The following is a 20,567-nucleotide window of genomic DNA, read 5'->3' as shown; positions in this document are numbered from 1 at the left end:
GGGCCACCGGGCCCTGTTGTCACCTGGGTTACAGCTTGTAGCTGAAGCCCGCCATCAGGTTGGCCGGTTCGCCATACATGTTGAAGGTGGTGGTGGAGCCGACACGGTAGAAGTACTCGCGATCCAAGATGTTGTAGAGGTTCAGGGTCGCCTGCATCCTGTCGTTGATCTCGTAGCGCACGGCCGCATCAAACAGGGCATAGCCCCCCTGATGGGTCGAGATCCCCTTCTGGTTGAAGGAGTAGTCGCTGACCGCCGTCATCCCGCCCCCCAGATGCAGCCCCTGTACCCAGTCCGCCAGGTGGTAGTCGGTCCAGAGGGAGAGGGTGTGGCGCGGAATAGCATCGAATTTCGGATTGTGATCGCCGGATTTCTCCTCGATGTCGGTGAAGGTATAGCCGGTCATGACCATCCAGTGCTGGCTCAGGTAGCCGGTCGCCTCCAGCTCCACCCCCTGGGTCTCCACCTTGCCGGTGGCCCAGTAGGTGTTGGTGATGGCGATGCCCTGATCGTCATAGGCCTGGGCCGCGATGTTGGCGTCCTTCATCAGGAAGGCGGTCGCCCGGGTATTGAGCAGGCCGTCCAGCAGGGAGGACTTGATGCCGGTTTCCCACTGGCTGCCCTCCCGCGGCGTGAGCATCTCCCCCTTTTCATCCTGACTGGTCTGCGGCTTGAACACCTTGGAGTAGCTGGCATAGAGCGCATGCTCCCCGGTCAGGTCATAGACGGCCCCGGTATAGGGGGTGAATTTCCCCTTGAAGTCACCGGACTGGCTGCTCTGCGCCCCCGAGCTCAGGGTGGTGTTGACGACCTCGGTGTCATACCAGGAGACCCGGGCCCCGGTGATCACCGCCAGCGGCTCCAGCAGCCGCCAGGTCACCTTGCCATAGAGGCCCAGCTCGGACTGCTCTTCGTGGTCGTTCTTGGTGTACTGGTAGTTCGGCTTGGCGACCCCGGTCGGATCGAAGTCGAACACGTTGATCTTGCCGATGTTGCGGTTGGTGTAGGTCTGGATGTCGGACTCGTAGCGCTTGTAGTCAGAGCCCAGCACGAATTCGCTCTTGTGCCCAAGCAGGCCGAACAGCTGGCTGTAGTTGGCATCGAACGCCATGTTTTTCTGCTGGTTCGCCTGGGCATTGAACATCAGCCCCGTGTTCCCTGCGCCATCCACAGGGCCATTGGTGTAGGTCTGCTCCAGGCGCATGTCGTGGTCCATGTAGCGGGCCGAGAACTGCGCCACGCCTCCGTTGGCGAAGGCATGCTGGAGGGCGGCCCCCACATCCGTGGTGCTTGCATCGAAGAAATCTTCATCCGAGCCCAGATAGGTGCTACGGCCGATGTCGAGCATGGTGCCATCGCGGTAGGCCGGCAGGCCATTGGTGGGCAGTATGTCCTTGGTCTGGTGCAGGGCATAGACAGAGAGCAGGGTGCGATCCGACAGGTCGAACTCCAGGGTGCCGTAATAGGTGCCGTTGTCGTTGTTGTTGTAGTCGACCTGGTTCTTGATGTCGGCGCTGGTCACCACCAGGCGACCGAGCACCGAGCCCTCCTCGTTGAGTGCCCCGCCCAGGTCCGCCTCCAGATAGTGCCTGTCCCAGCTGCCATAGCGCGCCGTGACCGAGCCCTTGAACTCGTCGGTCGGACGCTTGAGCACCATGTTGATGACGCCCCCCAGCTCGCTGGTGCTGTTGAACAGGCCGGAGGGGCCGCGCATGATCTCTACCCTGTCCACGGCCGCCAGAGACGGCAGGGTGCCGAACTTGCTCTGCATCGGCGATGGCAGGCCGTTGAGGTTCACCTCATCGTATTCGTAGCCGCGGGAGAAGATGGAGGAGCGGCCGCTGTCGTTGACCATGGTGCGCAGGCCCGGCGTGTACTTGGCCAAGTCGTCCACCGCGACGAAGTTGCGCTCCTCTATGTAGTCGTTGGTCAGCACAGTGATCGACTGGGGAATGTCTTTCAGGGCCGCCGGGGTCTTGGTCCCGACGGTGGCCGAGTCGACGCCGTAGCCCCCCGTCTCCTCCGACGGCGCCATCCCGTAGAGCGGGTTGCCATAGACAACCAGGGTTTCATCCGGCTCGATGTTCGCCGTTTGTGCCCGGACCGGGGAAACGACAGTGACAGCCAGGGCGGCAGAGACGGCCAGAGCCAGCGGGCTCGGCACTTTATCCTTGAAGACAACCATAGAAAGAGTGACCCCCAAATAGAGATGATAATCATTTTCATTTGATTTTGCGGGGGCTAATATAGCATTCGAGTATCCGCAGTAGTTTTGCGGGTTGGTCATTTAATACTTCGAAATGGTCAAAGTGAGCATGGCTGACACTGTGGTAAGAGATACCCGCGTTCGCAAACGGGGTTTGTTCACAGGAAGAGTAGAGAACCTGATGATTCAGGACGGCATCCTCTTTCACAACAAGGACATAGTCCACAAGGCCGACTTTGCCACCGAGCGGGAGCTGCCGCCGCAGCTCATCATCGCCATCCCCCTCGAGAGCAAGGCGCTGATGACCTATGGGGCCACCCATCAGCTGCGGGGCTGCCGTTTTCACACGTCCGATCCCATCGTCGCCACCGCCATCTTCTATGCCAGACCCGACATGGTGCAGGGCGCCGCCAAGGCCCAGGTGCGCAGTCGCAGCATAGTCCTGTCGCTCAGTCCCGCCTGGCTTGAGCGCAAGATGACGGGCCCCCAGCGCGAGCGGTTCGAGCGGGTATTCAGCCATCACCTGAGCCGCGTCGACTGGTCGCTGCCCCCGCATCTGGGGCAGATTGCGGAGGCGCTGAACCTCACCAGCAGCCAGAATGCCCCCGAGATGCTGATGCGGGAGGCCTTCGCCCTCACCCTGTGGGAGAGCCTGATGAGCAACCTCCAGCAGATCTCCCAGGTGTGTGGTCAGCGGCACAGCGAGCAACCGACTCGCCTGAAGATGTTGCTTCGGGATGAAAAGGTGGACCACATGACCCTGGCCGACATCGCCGATACCCTGGGCATGAGCCTCTCCACCTTGCAGCGCACGGCCAGGAAAGAGCTGGGCATGAGCCTGCAGCGCTATCTGCGCGAGCGAACCTTGCAGCAGGCGAAGGCGAAGCTCGAAGAGCGCAGCCTCTCCCTGCAGGAAGCCGCCGAGCACGCGGGTTACAGCCATGTCGCGAACTTCATCACGGCGTTTCGCAAGCTGTTTGGCTATTCGCCCAGACAGGCCAGCCGGCACGTGCGGGCGCACACTCAGTAGGCGCGACGGCCAGCCTGCACATGCAGATGCCCGCCCTGTCGCTCGCGCGGCTTCATCCTCTTGTTCATGCGCAATACATCTTTGCTCTGGAATAGTAGAGGCCGACACAGTGGGGGGGCGCTTGAAATCAGCGCTCGTCATCCACACATTCAGTGCATACAATGCGTTAACGAGGCGTAATTGGTCGCCTCACCCCGGAAATCAAGAGGACATCAAGATGGATACCCGTTCTATCTACACTGGCACCCAGGGTGCCGTGCGCGACACCAACAAGGTGCTGCGCAATACCTATATGCTGCTCTCCCTTACTCTTGGCTTCTCTGCCGTGGTTGCCGGGGTTGCCACCGTCATGAACATGCCGCCCCTGCACTGGGCCATCTTCCTGGTCGGTGTCTACGGTCTGATGTTCCTGACCGAGAAGAACCGTGACAACAGCATGGGGCTGGTGTTCACCTTCGCCCTGACCGGCCTGATGGGCTACAGCCTGGGCCCCATCATCAACATGTACATGAACAATGGCGGCGGCGAGATAGTGATGACGGCCCTTGGCGGCACGGCGCTCACCTTCTTCGGTCTGTCGGCCTATGCCCTGACCACCAAGCGTGACCTCTCCTTCATCGGCGGCATGCTGTTCGTCGGTTTCTGGGTGCTGCTGGTGGCCATGGTCGCCAACATCTTCCTGCAGATGAGCGCCCTGAGCCTGGCCCTGTCCGCCATGTTCATGCTGTTCTCCTCCGGCGCCATCCTGCTGACCACCCAGCAGATAGTGCGCGGCGGCGAGACCAACTACATCTCCGCCACCGTGACCCTGTATGTCTCCATCTACAACATCTTCCTGAGTCTGCTGAGCCTGCTTGGCGGCAACCGCAACTGATGAAAAACCCCGCTTCGGCGGGGTTTTTATTGGCACCTGTTTCTGTCAGGATAAGTTGTAAATCAAGGATATGAAGCAAAGTGGCCCTGATCCAAATCAGGGCCACTTCGTTGCCGACGAGTTATGCTGTCGCTTTCGTTTCGCTCAAGGGTTGCGTCTATCCCATGCCCATGGATTTCTCAGGTTTATTGCGCCGTCTGCTGACCGACAGCCATATCTACTTCGCCCTCAAGGTACTGCTGGCCATCCTGGGGCTGCTCGCCTTCGCCCTGGCCACTGGCGACATCCAGCTCACCGTGCTGCTCTCCCTCGGGGTGGTGGCGGGGGCCATCGCCGAGACCGATGACAGCCTGTGGGGCCGGGTCAAGAACCTCGCCATGACGCTGGTCTGCTTCCTGTTTGCCTCCCTGTGCGTGCAGTACCTCTTCCCCACCCCCTGGCTGTTTGCCCTCGGGCTCGCGGGATCCACCTTCATCTTCGTGATGGTGGGGGCGCTCGGGCAACGTTACGCCACCATCAGCTTCGGCTCCCTGCTCATCGCCATCTACACCATGCTGGGGGCCGCCAAGGCGCCGGATCTCTTCTACCAGCCGCTGGCGCTCGGTGCCGGCGCCCTCTGGTACGGCCTGGTGTCGCTGGTCTGGCTCTGGCTGCTGCCCTACAAGACACTGCACGAGCAGCTCGCCCAGAGCTATTTCGCCCTCGGCCGCTACCTGCTGGAAAAATCCCGCTTCTTCCCGGCTGACGAGCACGGCGCCCAGGCCATTCGCCACAACCTGGCCCAGCTCAACATCAACCTGGTCAATGCCCTGAACCTCACCAAGACGGCGCTCAATGCCCGCCTCAGTACCCACCATCAGGCGGCGCCCGAGCTCGCCGGCCTGCTGCGGCTCTACCTGCTGGCGCTGGAGATCCAGGAGCGGGCCACCTCCAGCCACTACCCCTACAGCAAGCTGGAAGCCGAGCTCAAGCAGGGCATAGTGCTGGACGGCTTCCAGGAGGTGTTCCTGCAGCTCTCGGAGGCGTGCCAGCGACTCGGTTACGCCATCCTGGTGCACAAGCCCTATGCCCATCACAAGCGCATCCACTGGACCCTGGAGGCCCTCGGCGACCAGCTGGAGTTCACCCATCTCAAGCAGCACTATCCCAAGACCCTGCTGACGCCGATGAAGTTCCTGCGCCGCAACCTCTCCAGCATCAACGAGCTGCTGGCCAGCGCCGAGGAGCTGCAAAACCCCGCCGCCCCGCCCGCCAGCCTGCCGCCCCTGGCGAGGCCTGCCCCCTTGCCGCTGCTGACCCTGCTCAAGCAGCACCTGACCCCGGACTCCATGGTGTTTCGTCACGCCCTGCGACTGTCGCTGGGGCTGGTGGTGGGCTACGGCATCTTGCAGGCCTTCAGCCTGGACAAGGGCTACTGGATACTGCTGACGGTGCTGTTCGTCTGCCAGCCGAGCTACAGCGCCACCCGGCGCCGTCTGGTGCAGCGGATGCTCGGCACCTTCGCCGGCATCCTGATAGGCGTGCCCGTGCTCTGGCTCTTCCCCGAGCTGCACCTGCAACTGGGGATCATGGGGCTGGCCGCCTTCCTGTTCTTCACCCAGGTGCGCAGCAACTACAGCGCCGCCGTCTGCTTCATCACCCTCTACGTGCTGATGGCGTTCAACCTGCTGGACGGCATCGGCTTCGCCATCCTGGGGCCGCGCCTGCTCGATACCCTGCTCGGCTGCCTGCTCTCCTACGCCCTGGTGGCCTGGCTCTGGCCGGACTGGCAATACAAGCGGCTGCCGACCCTGATTGCCAACTCCCTCTCCGCCAACGCCCGCTACCTGTCGGCGGTGCTCGCCAGCCTGCACCGCCAGCGCGACGAGTCCCTCGACTACCGGGTGGCCCGCAAGTGTGCCCACCTCGCCGACAGCGAGCTGGCCATGGCCTGGCAGAGCATGCTGGTGGAGCCGAGCAAGCGTCGCCGCTTCCTCGATCTCTGCTTCACCCTCACCTGGCGCAACCACGCCCTGCTCTCCTACATCTCGGCCCTCGGGGCCCATCGGGACAGGCTGGAGCCCATCGAGGGCCTTGACGAGATCAGCCGCCACATCAGCCATACCCTGGAGCGGGCCGCCGGCCACCTGGCGGGGGAGATGCCGGCCCGGCTCGAGGGGGTATGCCCGGCCATAACCCCGGACAGCAGCGAGGAGCAGCTGATGCTGACCCAGCAGCTCACCCTCATCAGCCAGCTGGCGGATGAACTGCTGATGCTGGCCAACGACGGCCAGCTGCTCACCCGGCAAGGCAACGCCTGACGGGCGAAGAAAGGGACCAGTCCAGCGAGTGCTCACCGGGCGCGGCGACGGCCCTGCCCGGTGAATTGTGCCCCCTGGCGCGTCTACGCCGGTTGCTCGCCGAAGATCAAGGCGCTACCATGCCCGCCCAATCCCGACAGCCCGAGGAGCCTCCATGTCCGAGCACCCGTCCGAACACCATCAGCTGCATTTCAACGGCCAACTCATCGAGACCGATGCCAAGGGCTATCTGCGCCACAGCGAAGAGTGGAGCGAGGCGCTGGCGCTGGTATTGGCCGAGCAGGAGGGCATAGTGCTGGAGGAGCCGCATTGGGAAGTGGTGCGCTTCGTGCGGGCCTTCTATCTGGAGTTCAACACCTCCCCCGCCATCCGCGCCCTGGTCAAGGCGATGGAGAGGCAGTACGGCCCCGAGAAGGGCAACAGCCGCTACCTCTACAAGCTGTTCCCCGAGGGGCCCGCCAAGCAGGCCACCAAGATCGCCGGCCTGCCCAAGCCGGTGAAGTGCATCTAAAAACCAGCCCGGCCTCTCCCTGAGAGACCATGAACAGGTTCCAAAAAAATACCGCGCCCATCTGTCAAATGAGGCGCGGTATTTTTGTGTTCGGCGTTCGTCAAACCCCCATCAGGGGTTGTAGGCCACCACGGAGCCGCTCAGCCCCGTCATCTGGCTTATCCTGCTCTGCATGCCCTGCAGCTTGGCCTTGGAGACATCCGGCCCGATAAAGACCCGGTTGATCTGCCCCTGCACCGGGGTCCTCGGCGAGGTCTGGGCCGAGTAGCCGGCCGCCCTCAGCTTGCCCACCAGGGCATTGACGCTGTCGGCATTCTTGAAGGCGCCGAGCTGCAGTATCCAGCTGCCCTGGGCCGGGGCTGCCGCCGCGGGTGCCGGGGTGGCAGCCTGGGTCGTCATCTTGCTCGCGATAAGATCGTCCATGGACTTGATCTGGCCCGCCTGCGGCTTGCTCTCCACCGGCTTCTTCACCTCCACCGGCTTGGGGGGCACCGGCTTGGGCTTGGGCTGCTCCACCGGTTTCTTGGCCACCACCTCGGGCTTGGGCACGGGTTTGGGCTCAGGCTTGGGCACGGGTTTGGGCTCAGGCTTGGCCGCAACTTGGGCCGCTGGCTGTGCCTGGGCGGCAGCAGAGGCCTGATTGGCGGCCAGGGTCACCGTATCCCCGATCTCTTCTACCTGCCACTGGGTGGCGGCAGAGGCCTGCTGCTGGCTCGCCAGATGATCGGCCGGCAGGGTGCTGGCGGCAGAGACCTGCAAGGCCGGCTTGGCGGGCTCGAGCTCTGGGCGCAGCGGGATCTTGGCAAACGCCTCCTCCTTCTGCTCCAGCTTGTTGCCGTCCATCAGATCCGGCAGAAAGATGACAACCAGGGCGACCAGGATGACAGTCCCCACCAATCTATTTTGAAACTTCGAAGCCAAGGTAATTTCCACCCATGTTACTTAGACTCAACTGCAATCTTGCGGACATCCACGATGAACGGTCCCCGGCAGCCATGCTGTGTTGCAACCTCGCAGCCAAGTTAATTTCCAGCCATGTTACTTAGACTCAACGGCCTGCAATCTTGCGGACATCGGCGATGCGAAGGGCCGCTCAGGCGCTCGCCGCCAGCACGTCGGCGACAGTGTAAAACGAACCAAAGACGATGACCATATCATCAGGACTCGATGCGGCCAGGGCAGCACGATAAGCCGCGCTCACGCCGTCAAAGGTCGCCGCCGGTCCCTGCCCGTCCCCGAGGGCGGCGGCAAGCTGCTCTGCGGTGGCGGCGCGCGGGCCTGTGAGGCTTGCCAGGAACCACTGGTCGATGAGGCCATCGAGCTCGGCCAGCGACCCTGCCATGTCCTTGTCTTTCAGCATGCCGACCACGGCGCGGCGCTGGCCCTTGCAGGGGATCTGGCGCAGCTGGCTCGCGAGATAAGCCGCCGAATGGGGATTGTGGGCCACATCGACGATGACCAGGGGCTCGTTTTGCAGCCGCTGCATCCGCCCCGCCAGCCGGGCATTGGCCAGCCCGTCACGGATCGCGGACTCAGAGAGCGGCAAGCCGAGGGATTCCAGCGCCGCCAGCACGGTGACCGCGTTCATCAGCGGCAGGGCGGGTTTGGGCAGCCCCAGCCAGTGGTTCAGGCCATGGTAATCCCAGTCTGCATCGTGCTCATCGCCGTGGAAGTCGCGGCCGACCTGGCGCAGGCAGGCGCCAAGACGCGCCGCTTCGCTGGCGATGGTCGCTGGCGGGTTGGGCTCGCCGCTGATGGCGGGTTTGCCAGCGCGATACACCCCGGCCTTCTCCACCGCCACCGCTTCGCGGGTATCCCCGAGCCAGTCGCAGTGATCCAGCGCAATGGAGGTGATCAGGGCCACGTCGGACTCCACCACATTGGTGGCGTCGAGCCGGCCGCCCAGCCCCACTTCCAGCAGCAGCACGTCGGGGGCGGCGCGGCAGAAGAGCCACAGGCCCGCCAGGGTGGCGAATTCGAAGAAGGTGAGGGCAATCTCGCCGCGGGCGGCTTCCACCTCGGCAAAGGCGGCGCAGTGCTCGCTGTCAGAGAGCTCGGCCCCGTCGATGCGCACCCGCTCGGTAAAGCGCAGCAGGTGCGGCGAGGAGTAGACACCCACCTGGTAACCGGCGGCCATCAGTATGCTGGCGGCCATGGCGCAGGAGGAGCCCTTGCCGTTGGTGCCCGCCACCGTGATCACCTTAAACGGCAACTGGGTAAGGCCCATGCGCCGGGCAACGGCGCCGACCCGCTCCAGACCCATGTCGATGTTGACCGGATGGATCCGTTCCAAATAAGAAAGCCAGTCGACCAGCGACCGGCTTTGAGATTGTTGCATGTGCGAACTCATGTTCAGTCTTCGATGACCTGAGTGTTCATCAGCTTGGCCAGCAGGCCAGCCAGACGGTTGCGCATTTCGCGGCGGTCGATGATGAGATCGATGGCGCCCTTCTCCAGCAGGAACTCGGAGCGCTGGAAGCCTTCCGGCAGCTTCTCGCGCACTGTCTGCTCGATGACGCGGGGACCGGCGAAGCCGATCAGCGCCTTGGGCTCGCCCACGTTGATGTCACCCAGCATGGCCAGACTGGCGGAGACGCCCCCCATGGTGGGGTCGGTCAGCACGGAGATGAACGGCAGGCCCGCCTTGGTGAGGCGATCGAGCGCCGCACTGGTCTTGGCCATCTGCATCAGGGAGAAGAGCGCTTCCTGCATCCGCGCCCCACCCGAGGTGGAGAAGCAGACCAGGCCGCGGCCTTCCTTGATGCTCTCCTCGACGGCACGCACGAAGCGGGCACCGACCACGGAGGACATGGAGCCACCGATGAAGGAGAACTCGAATGAACAGGCGACGACCGGCACCCCCTTGAGGGTCCCCTTCATCACCACCAGCGCATCTTTTTCTCCCGTCTCTTTCTGAGCGGCAGACAAACGATCCTTGTAGCGCTTGGAATCCTTGAATTTCAAGATGTCCTGCGGCTCCAGCTCGGCACCGACCTCGGTGCGGCCCTGCTCGTCGAGGAAGCTCTCGAGGCGGGCGCGGGCGCTGATCCGCATATGATGATCACACTTGGGGCACACTTCGAGATTGCGCTCCAGTTCTGCCCGGTAGAGCACCTGTTCGCAAGCGGTACACTTGGTCCACACCCCTTCCGGAATGTTGTGACGACGCGGTGTAGTGATCTTGCTCTTGGGAAGGATCTTCTCAAGCCAGCTCATGGAATTCCTTAATGCTTTTGTGCCTGACAAAACGCATCGGGCCTTGATTGTTCAATGACTTACGGCTCGATGGCAATAAATGACGGATCATTAAACCACAAATTTTCGGGCCCAGTTACTAAAAACTGGTCGTACCCGGTGCCGAGTCCGGCAGCCAGAGCGGGCCGAGCGGCAACTGCGGCAGGGCAAACTCTGCCGGGTAGTCCACGTCCACCAGATAAAGCCCCCCCGCCTTGGCGGTCGGCCCCGCCAGGTTGCGATCCCTGGCCGCCAGCACCTCGGCTATCCACTCCACGGGTTTGAGTCCCTGCCCCACCAGCAGCAGGGAGCCGGTGATGTTGCGCACCATGTGGTGCAGGAAGGCGTTGGCCTTGATGTCGAGCACTATGTAAGGGCCGGAGCGGCTGACGCACAGGTGGGTCACATTGCGCCAGGGGGTGTTGGACTGGCAGGCGATGGCGCGGAAGGTGCTGAAGTCGTGCTCCCCGAGCAGGCTCTGGCCCGCCTGGTGCATCAGGTCGGCATCTATGGTCTCGTGGTAGTGGCTGACGCCGCTGCCGAGGATGGCCGGGCGGAAGTTATGGTTGTAGATGACATAACGGTAGCGACGGGCGGTGGCGCTGAAGCGGGCGTGGAAGTTCTCGTCCACCTCCTTGACCCAGCGCACTGCGATGTCCGGCGGCAGGTTGGAGTTGAGCCCCAGGGTCCAGGCCCCCTCGGCGCGGTTCGCCTCGGTATCGAAGTGGATCACCTGGCCGGTGGCGTGCACCCCGGCATCGGTACGACCGGCGCACTGGATGGAGACGGGGTGGTTGGCGATGCGGCTGAGGGCTTTTTCCAGTTCGGCCTGCACGCTGATCACTTCGCGCTGACGCTGCCAGCCGAAATACCGGCTGCCGTCGTATTCAATACCTAGGGCAATTCGCATGGATGAATCTTGTCTTGTGGGGAAAGGATGAAAGAAACGGGCCGGATTATACGCCCTTGGGCCCAAAAGTCCCAGTTCGGGCCGGCATCCCTTGCCGGCGACCGACATGAAAGAGGGCAGCCCGCGGGCTGCCCTCTGTGTTCATCACCGGCAAAGGGGATCACCCCAGGCGCCTGAGCAGCTTCTCGGCTTCGCTGCGCTGGTGCTCGCTGCCCTGGGCCGCCGCCTCTTGCAGCAGCTCGCGGGCGCTCTCCTTGTCGTCGATCTCGAGGTAGGCCCGGGCCAGATCCAGCTTGGCCCCCACGCCGCCGTCATCGGCATCCACATCGAACCCGGTGGACTCCGGCAACACCTCGGGGAAGCCATCCAGCCCCACGTCCAGGGAGAAGCCCTGGTAGGGCTCCTGCTCCGTGCTGCTGGCATTGGCCTCGGCCAGGAGCTTGTCTATCTCCACGTAGTCGTTCGCCTGCGCCTGCTCACGGGGCTTCAGATCGCCCTGATGGGGCTCCACCTCGGTGAAGGCATCCTCGAAGTCCGCCAGGGCCAGCTCGTTGGGATCCCAGGCCGGCGCCGCCGGCTTGGTGGGCTCCAGCCCGAGCTCGGCCAGCATGTCATCGATATCATCCTTGCCATAGGCGTCGTCGCCTCGGGCAGCGGTGTCGGTGGCAGGCTCGTGGAAGTCGGTCTCGAGATCGCTGAGATCGAAGTTGGCAAGCGCCCCATCGCGCTGGCTTCTGCTCTGCTCCTGCGCCTGGCTGAGATCGGCCTCGAGATCGGCATCCAGCTCGGCAAACAGGGCCGCTTGCAGCTCCTCCTCGCTCATGAGCTCGTCGTCGGCCCGGGCCTTGGCCTCGGACTCGCCGGAGAGATCCAGCTCGGGGGCCAGGGGCAGACTGAAGTCACCCTCGTGGGCCAGATCGAGTTCGGGCACCAGATCCGGATCCCGGTTGGCCGTCGTCACCGCAGGCTCCACATCGAAGGCGGACAGGGCCATCTCATCATCGCTGAAGACGACGTCAGTCGGGGCCTTGGTCCCCTCCTGACTGCCATTGTCACCCAGCCCAAGATCCGGCATGGCGTGCATGGGCTCGTCATCGGCGATGCCGACCGTCATCAGCTGGTCAAATTCGCTGCTCTCCTCCCCCATCACCATGGAGGTGGACTCCGACAGGCTCTTCTCCTGCTCTTCCAGCTCGCGGCGAGCGCGGGCCCGCAGCCAGAGCGTCACCAAGGCCAGCACCAGCAGCACGGGCAGCAGGATGATCATGGCGAGGTTGAGCGGCGAGGCGAGCAGCTCCATCACCCAGTTCTGTTTGGGTGCGGGGGCCACCACGGGCGGCACCGGCTTGGCCTTGAGCTCCGCCACCTCTTTTTGCAACGCGGTCTGATCCTGCAGCTGTGCCTTGAGGGTCTCCACCTCTTCGGTCAGGGACTGCAGGCGCAGCTTGAGCCTGTGGTTCATCTCGGTGACCTGACCGAGCTGGGCGTTGGCATCTTCCAGCGCCAGCGCCATCTCGGTGGAGGGCTTGCCCACCACGGCGGCGGCACTGACTGGCAAGGGGGCCGGGGCTGCGGTTGGCGCGGCGGCACTCGCCGCCGGAGCGGCAGCCTTGGGGATCGCCGTCATCTCGGTCGCCGCCTGGGGCGCGCTCACCTTGGGGGCGGTCGGGAGGGGGGCCGCCTTGGCCACGGTCTTGACCGGCGCGCTGGTCGCCGGTTTGGTCGCCACCGGATGGGTCTGTTTCTCGGCCAGGTATTTGGGGCTCAGCCCCTTCCAGCTGGCATTGTCGCTGTTGAAGCGACGACGGGCCTCGGCGTCCGTGATGCGGCCCGCCTCGGCGGCGCTTGGCAGCAGAATGCGGGATCCCACCAGGATGTGGTTGATGTTGCCGTCGGCAAAACTCTTGGGATTCTTGTCATAGATCGCCACCATGGTCTGGTAGACGGTCACCCGGTTGGAGGGGCGATGCTTGCTCGCCAGGCTCCAGAGGGTATCGGTGGAACGGACAGGGCCATAGCTGCCGGCGGCGGCGCTGGGCGCCTGACGCACTATGGGCTGGGCCCTGGGAGCCGGCTGGGCCGGTGCCACGGGCTGGGCCTGAGGCTGAACGACAGGAGGCGCGGCACCATCCGGGCCCTTGAGCTCGACAAAGAAAGGCTCTCGCCCCGCCTCATCGGCCTGAGCCGTGCCCAGAAGACCCAATGCGAGTAGCGTTGCCAGCGTTATGCGGGAATGTCCCATATTCGTTCCTTCGTATGATGGCCCTATCACATTGAAAAATCTGGATAGTTACCCCAAAACAATCGGCTCAATATAAATCAGCCGCCGGTCTCAAGCCAGCGATCCGACATATTTCGCGTCCCCATGCCGCCAGAGAGCGGCCCCAGACGCGAACCCGAGTGTAGAAAAAAACCTAGCTCACTGATATCACGCGACATTCTTAAAACCGGAGAGTGCGCCCCCGGTCACATCCCGGGACCCTGGCTCATCTCCTCGGGCGGGGCTCCCTCCCCGCCAGTGTCCGCAAAACGGCCTCAGAGGTAGTCGCGCACCAGCAGCTCGGCAATCTGCACGCTGTTGGTCGCCGCGCCCTTACGAACGTTATCGGCCACGATCCACATATTGATACCGCTCGGGTGAGAAATATCCTGGCGCACCCGGCCAACCAGCACCTCGTCCTTGCCGGTGGCGTCGCGCACCGGGGTCGGGTAGTCCGCATCGTCGTCAAACAGGGTGACGCCGGGGGCATTGCGCAGCAGCTCCTTGACCTGCTCGGCGTCCAGCGGCTGGTGCAGCTCGACATGGACCGCCTCGGCGTGACCGTAGAACACCGGCACCCGCACGCAGGTGGGGTTCACGGCTATGCTGGCATCCCCCAGGATCTTCTGGGTCTCCCACACCATCTTCATCTCTTCACGGGTGTAACCGTTGTCGGTGAAGCTGTCGATCTGCGGGATCAGGTTGAAGGCGATCTGCTGCGGATAGATGGTCGGCTCCACCGGACGGCCGTTGAGCAGATGGGCGGTCTGGCCCGCCAGCTCGCTCACCCCTTCCTTGCCGGAGCCGGAGACGGACTGGTAGGTCGCTACGTTGATGCGGGCTATGCCCACCTCGTCCTGCAGGGGCTTGAGGGCAACCAGCATCTGTATGGTGGAGCAGTTGGGGTTGGCGATGATGTTGCGGTTGCGAAAATCCGCCAGGGCATCCGGGTTCACTTCCGGGATCACCAGGGGGATGTCTTCGTCGTAACGGAAGCAGGAGGTGTTGTCGATGACGATGCAGCCCTGCTCGGCCGCGATGGGCGCCCACTTGGCAGAGACCTCGGCGCCGGCGGAGAAGAGGGCGATCTGCACCTGGCTCCAGTCAAACTCCTCGACATCCTTGATCTCGATGTTCTTGCCGCCAAAGCGCACTGTGTCGCCGGCGCTGCGGCTGGAGGCCAGAGGATAGAGGGTGGCGACCGGGAAGGCGCGCTCCTCCAGGATCTCGATCATGGCCTGACCCACGGCGCCGCTCGCGCCCAGTACCGCTACGTTGAATTGTTGACTCACTGATGTTCTCTCCTGTGATATTGCCCGCCGATGAGGCCGATCGGGTCGGCATCAGGGGCGGCAGGCGTGATCTGTCTGATGGTCGGCCGGCAGGGTGCGGGCCGAGACGGAGGGCCCCGATCCGGTGATCGGAGCCCCCGCATGAATTCCGGTTTATTGTTGCGAGATGGCAAAGCCCAGCCGGGCCAGCCTGTCGCAGGCGAAGGGGCCGCTGACCTGCAAGGAGGAGAGCTCGCGCCGCTCCGGGTAGTCCTTGCGCTGCCCATCGAAGCTGCCGGGCAACCCGATCCGGTTGCGAAAGCGGGCATCGTCCCGGCGCACGTCATAGATGAGGTGGACCAGTTGCTTGATCAACCCCTGATCGGCGGGCTGACCCGGCGTCAGCTCGCGCACCTCGGGGGCGGGCAGCAGGGATTGCAGATCCTGGCGCGCCGTACGCCCCAGCTGCTGGCAGAGCGCCTGATAGAGCATCCAGGTGCCGCGGGCCTTGCCCTCCAGGCTGTAGCCGGCGATGTGCGGAGTGGCTATCTCGGTGTAAGGCACCAGGGCCTCTAGAGGCTCAGGCTCCCCTTCCCACACGTCCATCACCAGCTTGAGCGGCGCCTGACTCTGCTGGCGCGCCAGCAAGGCCTGGTTGTCCCACACCTCCCCCCGGGAGGCATTGATAAGGAACTGGCCCCCGGGCAGCGCGGCTATCTCGCGCGCCCCCAGCAGGTGGAAGGTCGGCTCCGGCCCCTTGCGGGTCAGGGGCACATGGAAGCTGACGATATCGGCCCCAAGGGCCGTCTGATAATCGACAAAACCCGCACCGCCCTCAGTGCGTGCCCGCGGCGGATCGCAGCGCAGCACCTTCATGCCGAGCGCCTCTGCCTTGCCCGCCACGCACTCCCCCGTGTTGCCGGCGCCGATGACGGCGAGGCTCATCCGATCGAGGCTGAGCTCATGGCGCTCCGCCAGCACCAGCAGGGCCGAGAGCACATAGTCGCCCACCGAATACTTGTTGCAGCCGGGGGCGCTGAAGAAGGGGATGCCCCGCTCGGCCAGGAGAGCAGTGTCGATGTGATCCGTGCCTATGGTGGCGGTGCCGACGAAAGCCAGCCGCGGGCAGCTGGCGAGCAGCCCGGCATCGACCCGGGTCACCGAACGCACCAGCAGCACGTCGGCATCCTGCAGATCCGCCGCCCCTATCTGCCGTCCGGGCAGGGGGACGACCTCGCCAAACTCGGCAAACAGCTCGCAGGCATGGGGCATATTTTCATCAACGACGATCTTCATCGGCTCTCTTCTCATCCACAACCGGCCACAGGCGCGCCATTCTAGCCCAAGCGGGCCGAATTTTCAGAGACTTGTTCTCGGGCTGTCGTGGGCAAAGAGTGCACCGCTCTCTTAAGGCGACAGAGCGCCAGGGTGTCGAAGCGGGTTCCCGGGCATCCACAGATGGAGCGTCGCACTCATATGTAACAACATGTTGCCCTCGTCCCCCCTGGCTTGACCAGGGGGGACGGGCTGGCACAATGACGCCTCTTTATCATCCGCCCTGTCATGTGCACCTGTTACGAGCCCTCTCATGCCGACTCATGCCTCTTCGTTGCCACGCCGCCGGGTGCTTGGTTTCAACGCCATACTGCTGCTGCCGCTGCTGCTGCTCGTCTGCCTGCCCTGGCAGCCCTTCATGACGGGTGCCCTGCAATCGGACTGGCTCTGGTGGCCCTATGCCCTTACCCGCATGGTGGACCTGCCCGGCCTTGCCATCACCATCGCCGCCTTGCTGCTGCTGACCCGACACAAGCTGACGCTCGGCCACACCGCCCTACTGGCCCTCGCGGGCGCCCTCTTTGCCGCGCTCGCGAGCGACTGGATCATCAAGAGCCTCATCAAGCAGCTGACCGAGGAGCCAAGGCCCTATCTGCTCTGGCTGGAGAGCCAGGAGCTTATCCCCGCCATCCGCCAGTTCTATGCCGGCAGCAGTGCGCTTCGCAGCGAACAGGTCCACGCCGCGACCCAGTTGCTGGCGCTGCCCGCCTGGCTCGGCCACCACTGGCAGACGGAGGTGAACTACGCCTTCCCCTCCGGCCACAGCATCGCCGCCATGAGCCTGGCCCAGTTCTTCGGCCTGATCTGGCTGGCCCGTGCCCCCGCCGGGGTCTGGCTGCTGCCGCTCTGGGCCATCGGCATCGGCCTGTCGCGCACCCTGATCGGCATGCACTGGCCCCTGGACGTGCTGGCGAGCGCCCTGCTTGGCAGCCTCACCGCCCTCGTCGCCGCCCGCTGGTGGCTGCACCGCTACTGATCTCCCAGATGAAAAAACGGGCACCCTGGTGCCCGTTTTTCGTTGCAGGTGCTGCTCTCAGCCCTGGCTCTGCTCTCAGCCCTGGCTCTGCCAGCCCTGGGGGTACTTGTAGCCGACGAAACGCTTTGCGGCATAGGCCTTGAACTCGGGGGAGTTGTAGGCCGCCGCCACATCCTTGGCGAACGGCTTGTCCGCATCGGCTCCTTTGACCACCACCCAGTTGATGAAGTCATAGCTGCGCTCGAGGAAGAGACCCGTGCTGAAGGGGATCCCGCTCGAGGCTGCGAAGTTGCCGTTGATGACGGAGAAGTCCACGTCTTCACGGGAGCGGGGCAGTTGCGCCGCCTCCAGCAACACCAGCTTGATGTCGTGGGGGTTCTTCACCACATCGAATTCGCTCGCCTTGAGGGGGTTGATCCCCTCCTTGAGGGTCAGCCAGCCCAGGTCCTGCAGCATCAGCAGGGCCCGCGCCTGGTTGGTGGGGTCGTTGGGAATGGCGACAGTGCTGCCCTCTTTCAGGGCCTTGAGGTCCCCCAGCTTGCCGGCGTAGAGCCCCATGGGACCGGTCGGTACCTGGGTGATGGGTGCCAGGGAGAGGCCCCGGTCTTTGGAGAAGCTCTCCAGATAGGGTTTGTGCTGGAAGCAGTTGACGTCCAGGGACCCGTCCGCCAGGGCGATGTTGGGGGTCACGTAGTCGGTGAACTCCACCAGTTTGACCTTGTAGCCCTTGGCTTCGAGCTGCGGCTTGATGGAGTCGGTCACCATGTCGGCGAAGTCCCCGACCGTGGTGCCGATCACGATCTCCTGCTTGGCGGGATCGGCGGCAAGGGCGGTGAAAGAGACGCTGCTGGCGAGCAGGGCCAGGGCAGAGATCTTGAAGAGGGAACGGCGCTGCATGGGGACTCCTTGTCGTACTGATCATCGAAACGGTGGGGCCGCGGGTGTCATCATGAAGGCCGACACCACAACCATCTAGCCATCCAAACGGCTAATTAAGGACACCATAACAGAGCTTTTCCCCTTCGCCAAGCAACAAAACCGGGCAAGCTTGGCCAAAGAGAGGCAAAGCCCATCCGCCCCCTGGATGAGAAATCTTTGACGGAGCACGCAGTTATGCGGCTTGCCCTCTCCCCGCTTGACGCAAAACCGGCTTATTGTAGTCATTCGATACCCATCTTCACGGGATCCCATAAGGGTGCCGAGAGCCTGCTCAGCCCCCAGACAGCACAAGGAGTAGCCGTGTTCGATCATGTTGAAATCAAGGTGGTGCGCGTCGACGACTGCCGACGCTTCTATGAAACCGTGCTGGCCCCCCTCTTGATAGCACTCAAATGGGCAGACAAAGACGCCGCAGGTTTTGGCCGGGTTGGTCACGACAAGGTGGGCTTCCTGATAGAGCGGGGCCAACAGGGTGCCCCCTGCCATCTCGCCTTCGCGGCAAGCAGCGCGGCCCAGGTGGATGAGTTTCACCAGGCTGGCGTCAGGGCCGGCTTTGCCTGCAACGGGCAGCCGGGGCTGCGCCCCCACTATGCCCCCAATTACTACGCCGCCTTCCTGCTCGATCCGGACGGCAACAACATAGAGGCCCTGGCCTACCTTGACCCCCCTGGCACGGCGAGCGCGTGAAGGGGCGCCGTGCAGCTTGTCAGCAGGAGCCCGGCGTCGTTGAGCTCGGGACCGGGAAGCTCGCCACATACAAAGGAGAAAATCATGCTTGAAAGCCGCAACACCGGCCTGCTGGTGGTCGATATCCAGGGCAAGCTGGCCCGTCTGGTCGAGGGGAGCGAAGCCCTGATTGCCAATACGAGCAGGCTGGCAGAGGGCGCCCGGGTGCTGGGGCTGCCGGTTGTCTGGCTGGAGCAGAACCCGGACAAGCTCGGCGCCACGGTGCCCGAGTTGCAGCCGCTGCAGGCAGGCACCCTTGTGCTGCCCAAGTACAGTTTCGGCGCCCTGGGGGAGCCGACGGTCGCCGATGCCCTCGCCGGAACCGGGGTCGGCCACTGGCTGGTATGCGGCATCGAGGCCCATATCTGCGTCTACCAGAGCGTGCTGGGGCTTCTGGCGAGCGGTACCCGGGTCTCTCTGGTGGTGGATGCGGTGTCGTCCCGCACCGCCGCCAACCGGGAGCTCGCCATCGGCCAGCTGGCGGCCAGGGGCGCATCCCTCACCTCGGTGGAGATGTGCCTCTACCAGCTGATGGGAGATTGCCGCCATCCGGCGTTTCGAGAGGTCCTCTCTCTGGTGAAGTGACCGCCACGCGGCACTTATTAATCTTCGAATAAAAAGTTTGATGGCCCCCACAAATCCTGATGATGCTGCTTTTATGAACAACACATCACCATCTATCTTCATTCGGCGCCCACCAACTGGGCGCCAAATGGCAGCGATGGTGACATATACCTGACCGGTTCCCGTCGTGTACGGAAGCGGATCCGGTATCTGGACTCTCCCTGTCGCGTTAACCCAACACAGCACAGGGATCAGCATGAAGACAGTGAAAGGACTCCTCCTGCTCGCCGCCGTGGGGCTGGCTGCCGAGGCACAGGCCGCCCGCATCGAAGCCACGGATCATCGTCTCAATTACGAGGGGCGCATCGTGCGCGACTGGGTCAAGCAGGACGTGCAATTCAACTGGCCGGCCACCCGGCTCTCATTCCTCTTTCAGGGGAGCGAGCTGGCGATCGCCATAGATGGACAGCAAAGCCAGTTCGATCTGCTGATCGATGGCCAGCTACACGGTGTCATCAAGACCGATCAGGGCATGAACACCTATCCCCTCCTGCAACTGCCCCAATCCCGCGCGGTAAGGGTCGAGCTGGTCAAACGCACCGAGACCTATGACGCCATGCTGACCCTGGACGCCCTGATCACTGACGGGGTGGTGAGCGGCATCTGGCAGCAGAAACCCCATCTGTTGTTTGTCGGTGACTCCATCAGCGCTGGCATGGGCAGCGAGTCGAACAAGCGGGAATGCAGCTGGGAGGAGAACCTCAACAGCTCCAACGCCCGGCTCGCCTTCCCGGCCAAGACGGCAGCTCTGCTCGGAGCCACACACAGCCAGGTCTCTTACTCCGGGCTCGGGCTCTTGCGCAACTGGGACGGCAATCAACCCCATCATGCCCTGCCCCACTACCTGAACAAGGCTGGCGCCGTCTATCAGGGCGGCACCGACTTCGAGAGCCAGCACCCTGCGCTGATCGTCGTCGAGCTCGGCACCAATGACTTCAGCTCTGAACTGCAACCCCATGAGCCCTGGCAGGATCAGGAGGCATTCCAGCAGGCCTGGGTAGATGGTTATGTCGAGCTGCTGCGCGATCTGCGCCAACGCTATGACAACCCGCCCATCATTCTCATGGGCCAATATCTCTGGCCCCATGACCGGCTCAACCAGGCACTGGCCCGCCTGCAGCAACAGCTAGCCCTGTTGGGTGATCCCCCGGTACTGGTCGAGCAAATGCGCTCAGACAACTCAGGCTGCCTCTGGCATCCGACTGCCGCCGAGCACGACGGCATAGCGGCGAGCCTGGCCGGGCTTATCCGTCAGCAAGGGCTATTGCCTGAATAGGGGCAGCTTGCGGCATCCAGTTAAGAAGGCATAAAACGGCGCCCTATGGCGCCGTTTAGCTCACTCCGCATGGAGGAATAGCCGCCTAACCGGTA

The 20,567-nt window shown here is 63.6% G+C and carries 17 protein-coding genes; 8 read left to right on the top strand and 9 right to left on the bottom strand.

Annotated elements, in window-relative coordinates; translation table 11 throughout:
- Positions 1–28 precede the first annotated feature (28 nt).
- A complete protein-coding gene (locus AC1IN8_RS14070) occupies positions 29–2,185 on the bottom strand; it encodes a TonB-dependent siderophore receptor (protein WP_479759257.1) in 2,157 nt (718 codons plus the stop codon).
- A gap of 202 nt (positions 2,186–2,387) precedes the next feature.
- On the opposite strand from AC1IN8_RS14070, the gene AC1IN8_RS14065 reads away from it, so the two are divergent.
- The 4 genes from AC1IN8_RS14065 (at position 2,388) to AC1IN8_RS14050 (ending at position 6,921) form a co-directional block, all read left to right on the top strand.
- Entirely contained in the window at positions 2,388–3,236 is an 849-nt protein-coding gene (locus tag AC1IN8_RS14065) for a helix-turn-helix transcriptional regulator (RefSeq protein ID WP_241672842.1), read from the top strand.
- A 217-nt stretch (positions 3,237–3,453) separates the two neighbouring features.
- Entirely contained in the window at positions 3,454–4,110 is a 657-nt protein-coding gene (locus AC1IN8_RS14060; RefSeq protein ID WP_479759255.1) for a Bax inhibitor-1/YccA family protein, read from the top strand.
- A gap of 164 nt (positions 4,111–4,274) precedes the next feature.
- Complete coding sequence (yccS, locus tag AC1IN8_RS14055) at positions 4,275–6,410, top strand: YccS family putative transporter (protein ID WP_479759253.1); 2,136 nt, start codon at positions 4,275–4,277, stop codon at positions 6,408–6,410.
- Between the two features lie 154 nt (positions 6,411–6,564).
- Entirely contained in the window at positions 6,565–6,921 is a 357-nt protein-coding gene (locus tag AC1IN8_RS14050) for a TusE/DsrC/DsvC family sulfur relay protein (RefSeq protein ID WP_479759251.1), read from the top strand.
- Positions 6,922–7,032: 111 nt separating this feature from the next.
- Here AC1IN8_RS14050 and AC1IN8_RS14045 read toward each other — a convergent pair whose 3' ends face one another.
- From AC1IN8_RS14045 to AC1IN8_RS14015, 7 genes are all read right to left on the bottom strand, one after another.
- Positions 7,033–7,842: an SPOR domain-containing protein gene (locus AC1IN8_RS14045; protein WP_479759249.1), complete on the bottom strand. Its 810-nt coding sequence runs from the start codon at positions 7,840–7,842 to the stop codon at positions 7,033–7,035.
- 172 nt (positions 7,843–8,014) lie between these two features.
- Positions 8,015–9,271, bottom strand: a complete 1,257-nt coding sequence (gene folC / locus AC1IN8_RS14040; RefSeq protein WP_479759247.1) for a bifunctional tetrahydrofolate synthase/dihydrofolate synthase — start codon at positions 9,269–9,271, stop codon at positions 8,015–8,017.
- Positions 9,272–9,273: 2 nt separating this feature from the next.
- On the bottom strand, positions 9,274–10,137 hold the full coding sequence (gene accD, locus AC1IN8_RS14035; protein ID WP_265436107.1) for an acetyl-CoA carboxylase, carboxyltransferase subunit beta: 864 nt from the start codon (positions 10,135–10,137) through the stop codon (positions 9,274–9,276).
- Between the two features lie 118 nt (positions 10,138–10,255).
- The gene (gene truA, locus AC1IN8_RS14030; protein ID WP_283941005.1) at positions 10,256–11,065 is read right to left on the bottom strand and encodes a tRNA pseudouridine(38-40) synthase TruA; all 810 of its coding nucleotides are present in this window, start codon (positions 11,063–11,065) and stop codon (positions 10,256–10,258) included.
- Between the two features lie 160 nt (positions 11,066–11,225).
- Positions 11,226–13,307 carry a FimV/HubP family polar landmark protein gene (locus AC1IN8_RS14025; protein ID WP_479759244.1) on the bottom strand — a complete coding sequence of 694 codons (2,082 nt, stop codon included), beginning with the start codon at positions 13,305–13,307 and terminating at the stop codon, positions 11,226–11,228.
- 293 nt (positions 13,308–13,600) lie between these two features.
- Complete coding sequence (locus AC1IN8_RS14020) at positions 13,601–14,617, bottom strand: aspartate-semialdehyde dehydrogenase (RefSeq protein ID WP_139439503.1); 1,017 nt, start codon at positions 14,615–14,617, stop codon at positions 13,601–13,603.
- A gap of 153 nt (positions 14,618–14,770) precedes the next feature.
- Complete coding sequence (locus AC1IN8_RS14015; protein ID WP_479759243.1) at positions 14,771–15,892, bottom strand: 4-phosphoerythronate dehydrogenase; 1,122 nt, start codon at positions 15,890–15,892, stop codon at positions 14,771–14,773.
- A 292-nt stretch (positions 15,893–16,184) separates the two neighbouring features.
- On the opposite strand from AC1IN8_RS14015, the gene AC1IN8_RS14010 reads away from it, so the two are divergent.
- Entirely contained in the window at positions 16,185–16,907 is a 723-nt protein-coding gene (locus AC1IN8_RS14010; RefSeq protein WP_139439501.1) for a phosphatase PAP2 family protein, read from the top strand.
- 75 nt (positions 16,908–16,982) lie between these two features.
- On the opposite strand, the gene AC1IN8_RS14005 is transcribed toward AC1IN8_RS14010, so the two are convergent.
- Positions 16,983–17,804, bottom strand: a complete 822-nt coding sequence (locus tag AC1IN8_RS14005; protein WP_202046035.1) for a MetQ/NlpA family ABC transporter substrate-binding protein — start codon at positions 17,802–17,804, stop codon at positions 16,983–16,985.
- A 342-nt stretch (positions 17,805–18,146) separates the two neighbouring features.
- On the opposite strand from AC1IN8_RS14005, the gene AC1IN8_RS14000 reads away from it, so the two are divergent.
- From AC1IN8_RS14000 to AC1IN8_RS13990, 3 genes are all read left to right on the top strand, one after another.
- Positions 18,147–18,533, top strand: coding sequence for a VOC family protein (locus tag AC1IN8_RS14000; protein WP_404836669.1), 387 nt, complete (start codon positions 18,147–18,149; stop codon positions 18,531–18,533).
- Between the two features lie 84 nt (positions 18,534–18,617).
- Positions 18,618–19,157: a hydrolase gene (locus AC1IN8_RS13995; RefSeq protein ID WP_479759240.1), complete on the top strand. Its 540-nt coding sequence runs from the start codon at positions 18,618–18,620 to the stop codon at positions 19,155–19,157.
- Between the two features lie 235 nt (positions 19,158–19,392).
- Positions 19,393–20,472: an SGNH/GDSL hydrolase family protein gene (locus AC1IN8_RS13990; protein ID WP_479759239.1), complete on the top strand. Its 1,080-nt coding sequence runs from the start codon at positions 19,393–19,395 to the stop codon at positions 20,470–20,472.
- The last annotated feature ends 95 nt before the right edge of the window (positions 20,473–20,567 follow it).

The sequence above is a fragment of the Aeromonas sp. 130281 genome, from assembly GCF_056642115.1.
Note: the sequence above shows the minus strand (reverse complement) of the source record. Positions and strands in the feature narration are given on the sequence as shown.

Coding starts and splice junctions, on each gene's coding strand:
- yccS (WP_479759253.1), top strand. CDS start 4,275: ATGCCCATGGATTTCTCAGGTTTATTGCGCCGTCTGCTGACCGACAGC.
- AC1IN8_RS14050 (WP_479759251.1), top strand. CDS start 6,565: ATGTCCGAGCACCCGTCCGAACACCATCAGCTGCATTTCAACGGCCAA.
- AC1IN8_RS14010 (WP_139439501.1), top strand. CDS start 16,185: ATGCCGACTCATGCCTCTTCGTTGCCACGCCGCCGGGTGCTTGGTTTC.
- AC1IN8_RS14060 (WP_479759255.1), top strand. CDS start 3,454: ATGGATACCCGTTCTATCTACACTGGCACCCAGGGTGCCGTGCGCGAC.
- truA (WP_283941005.1), bottom strand. CDS start 11,065: ATGCGAATTGCCCTAGGTATTGAATACGACGGCAGCCGGTATTTCGGC.
- AC1IN8_RS14015 (WP_479759243.1), bottom strand. CDS start 15,892: ATGAAGATCGTCGTTGATGAAAATATGCCCCATGCCTGCGAGCTGTTT.
- accD (WP_265436107.1), bottom strand. CDS start 10,137: ATGAGCTGGCTTGAGAAGATCCTTCCCAAGAGCAAGATCACTACACCG.
- AC1IN8_RS13990 (WP_479759239.1), top strand. CDS start 19,393: ATGAAGACAGTGAAAGGACTCCTCCTGCTCGCCGCCGTGGGGCTGGCT.
- AC1IN8_RS14070 (WP_479759257.1), bottom strand. CDS start 2,185: ATGGTTGTCTTCAAGGATAAAGTGCCGAGCCCGCTGGCTCTGGCCGTC.
- AC1IN8_RS14025 (WP_479759244.1), bottom strand. CDS start 13,307: ATGGGACATTCCCGCATAACGCTGGCAACGCTACTCGCATTGGGTCTT.
- AC1IN8_RS13995 (WP_479759240.1), top strand. CDS start 18,618: ATGCTTGAAAGCCGCAACACCGGCCTGCTGGTGGTCGATATCCAGGGC.
- AC1IN8_RS14005 (WP_202046035.1), bottom strand. CDS start 17,804: ATGCAGCGCCGTTCCCTCTTCAAGATCTCTGCCCTGGCCCTGCTCGCC.
- AC1IN8_RS14065 (WP_241672842.1), top strand. CDS start 2,388: ATGATTCAGGACGGCATCCTCTTTCACAACAAGGACATAGTCCACAAG.
- folC (WP_479759247.1), bottom strand. CDS start 9,271: ATGAGTTCGCACATGCAACAATCTCAAAGCCGGTCGCTGGTCGACTGG.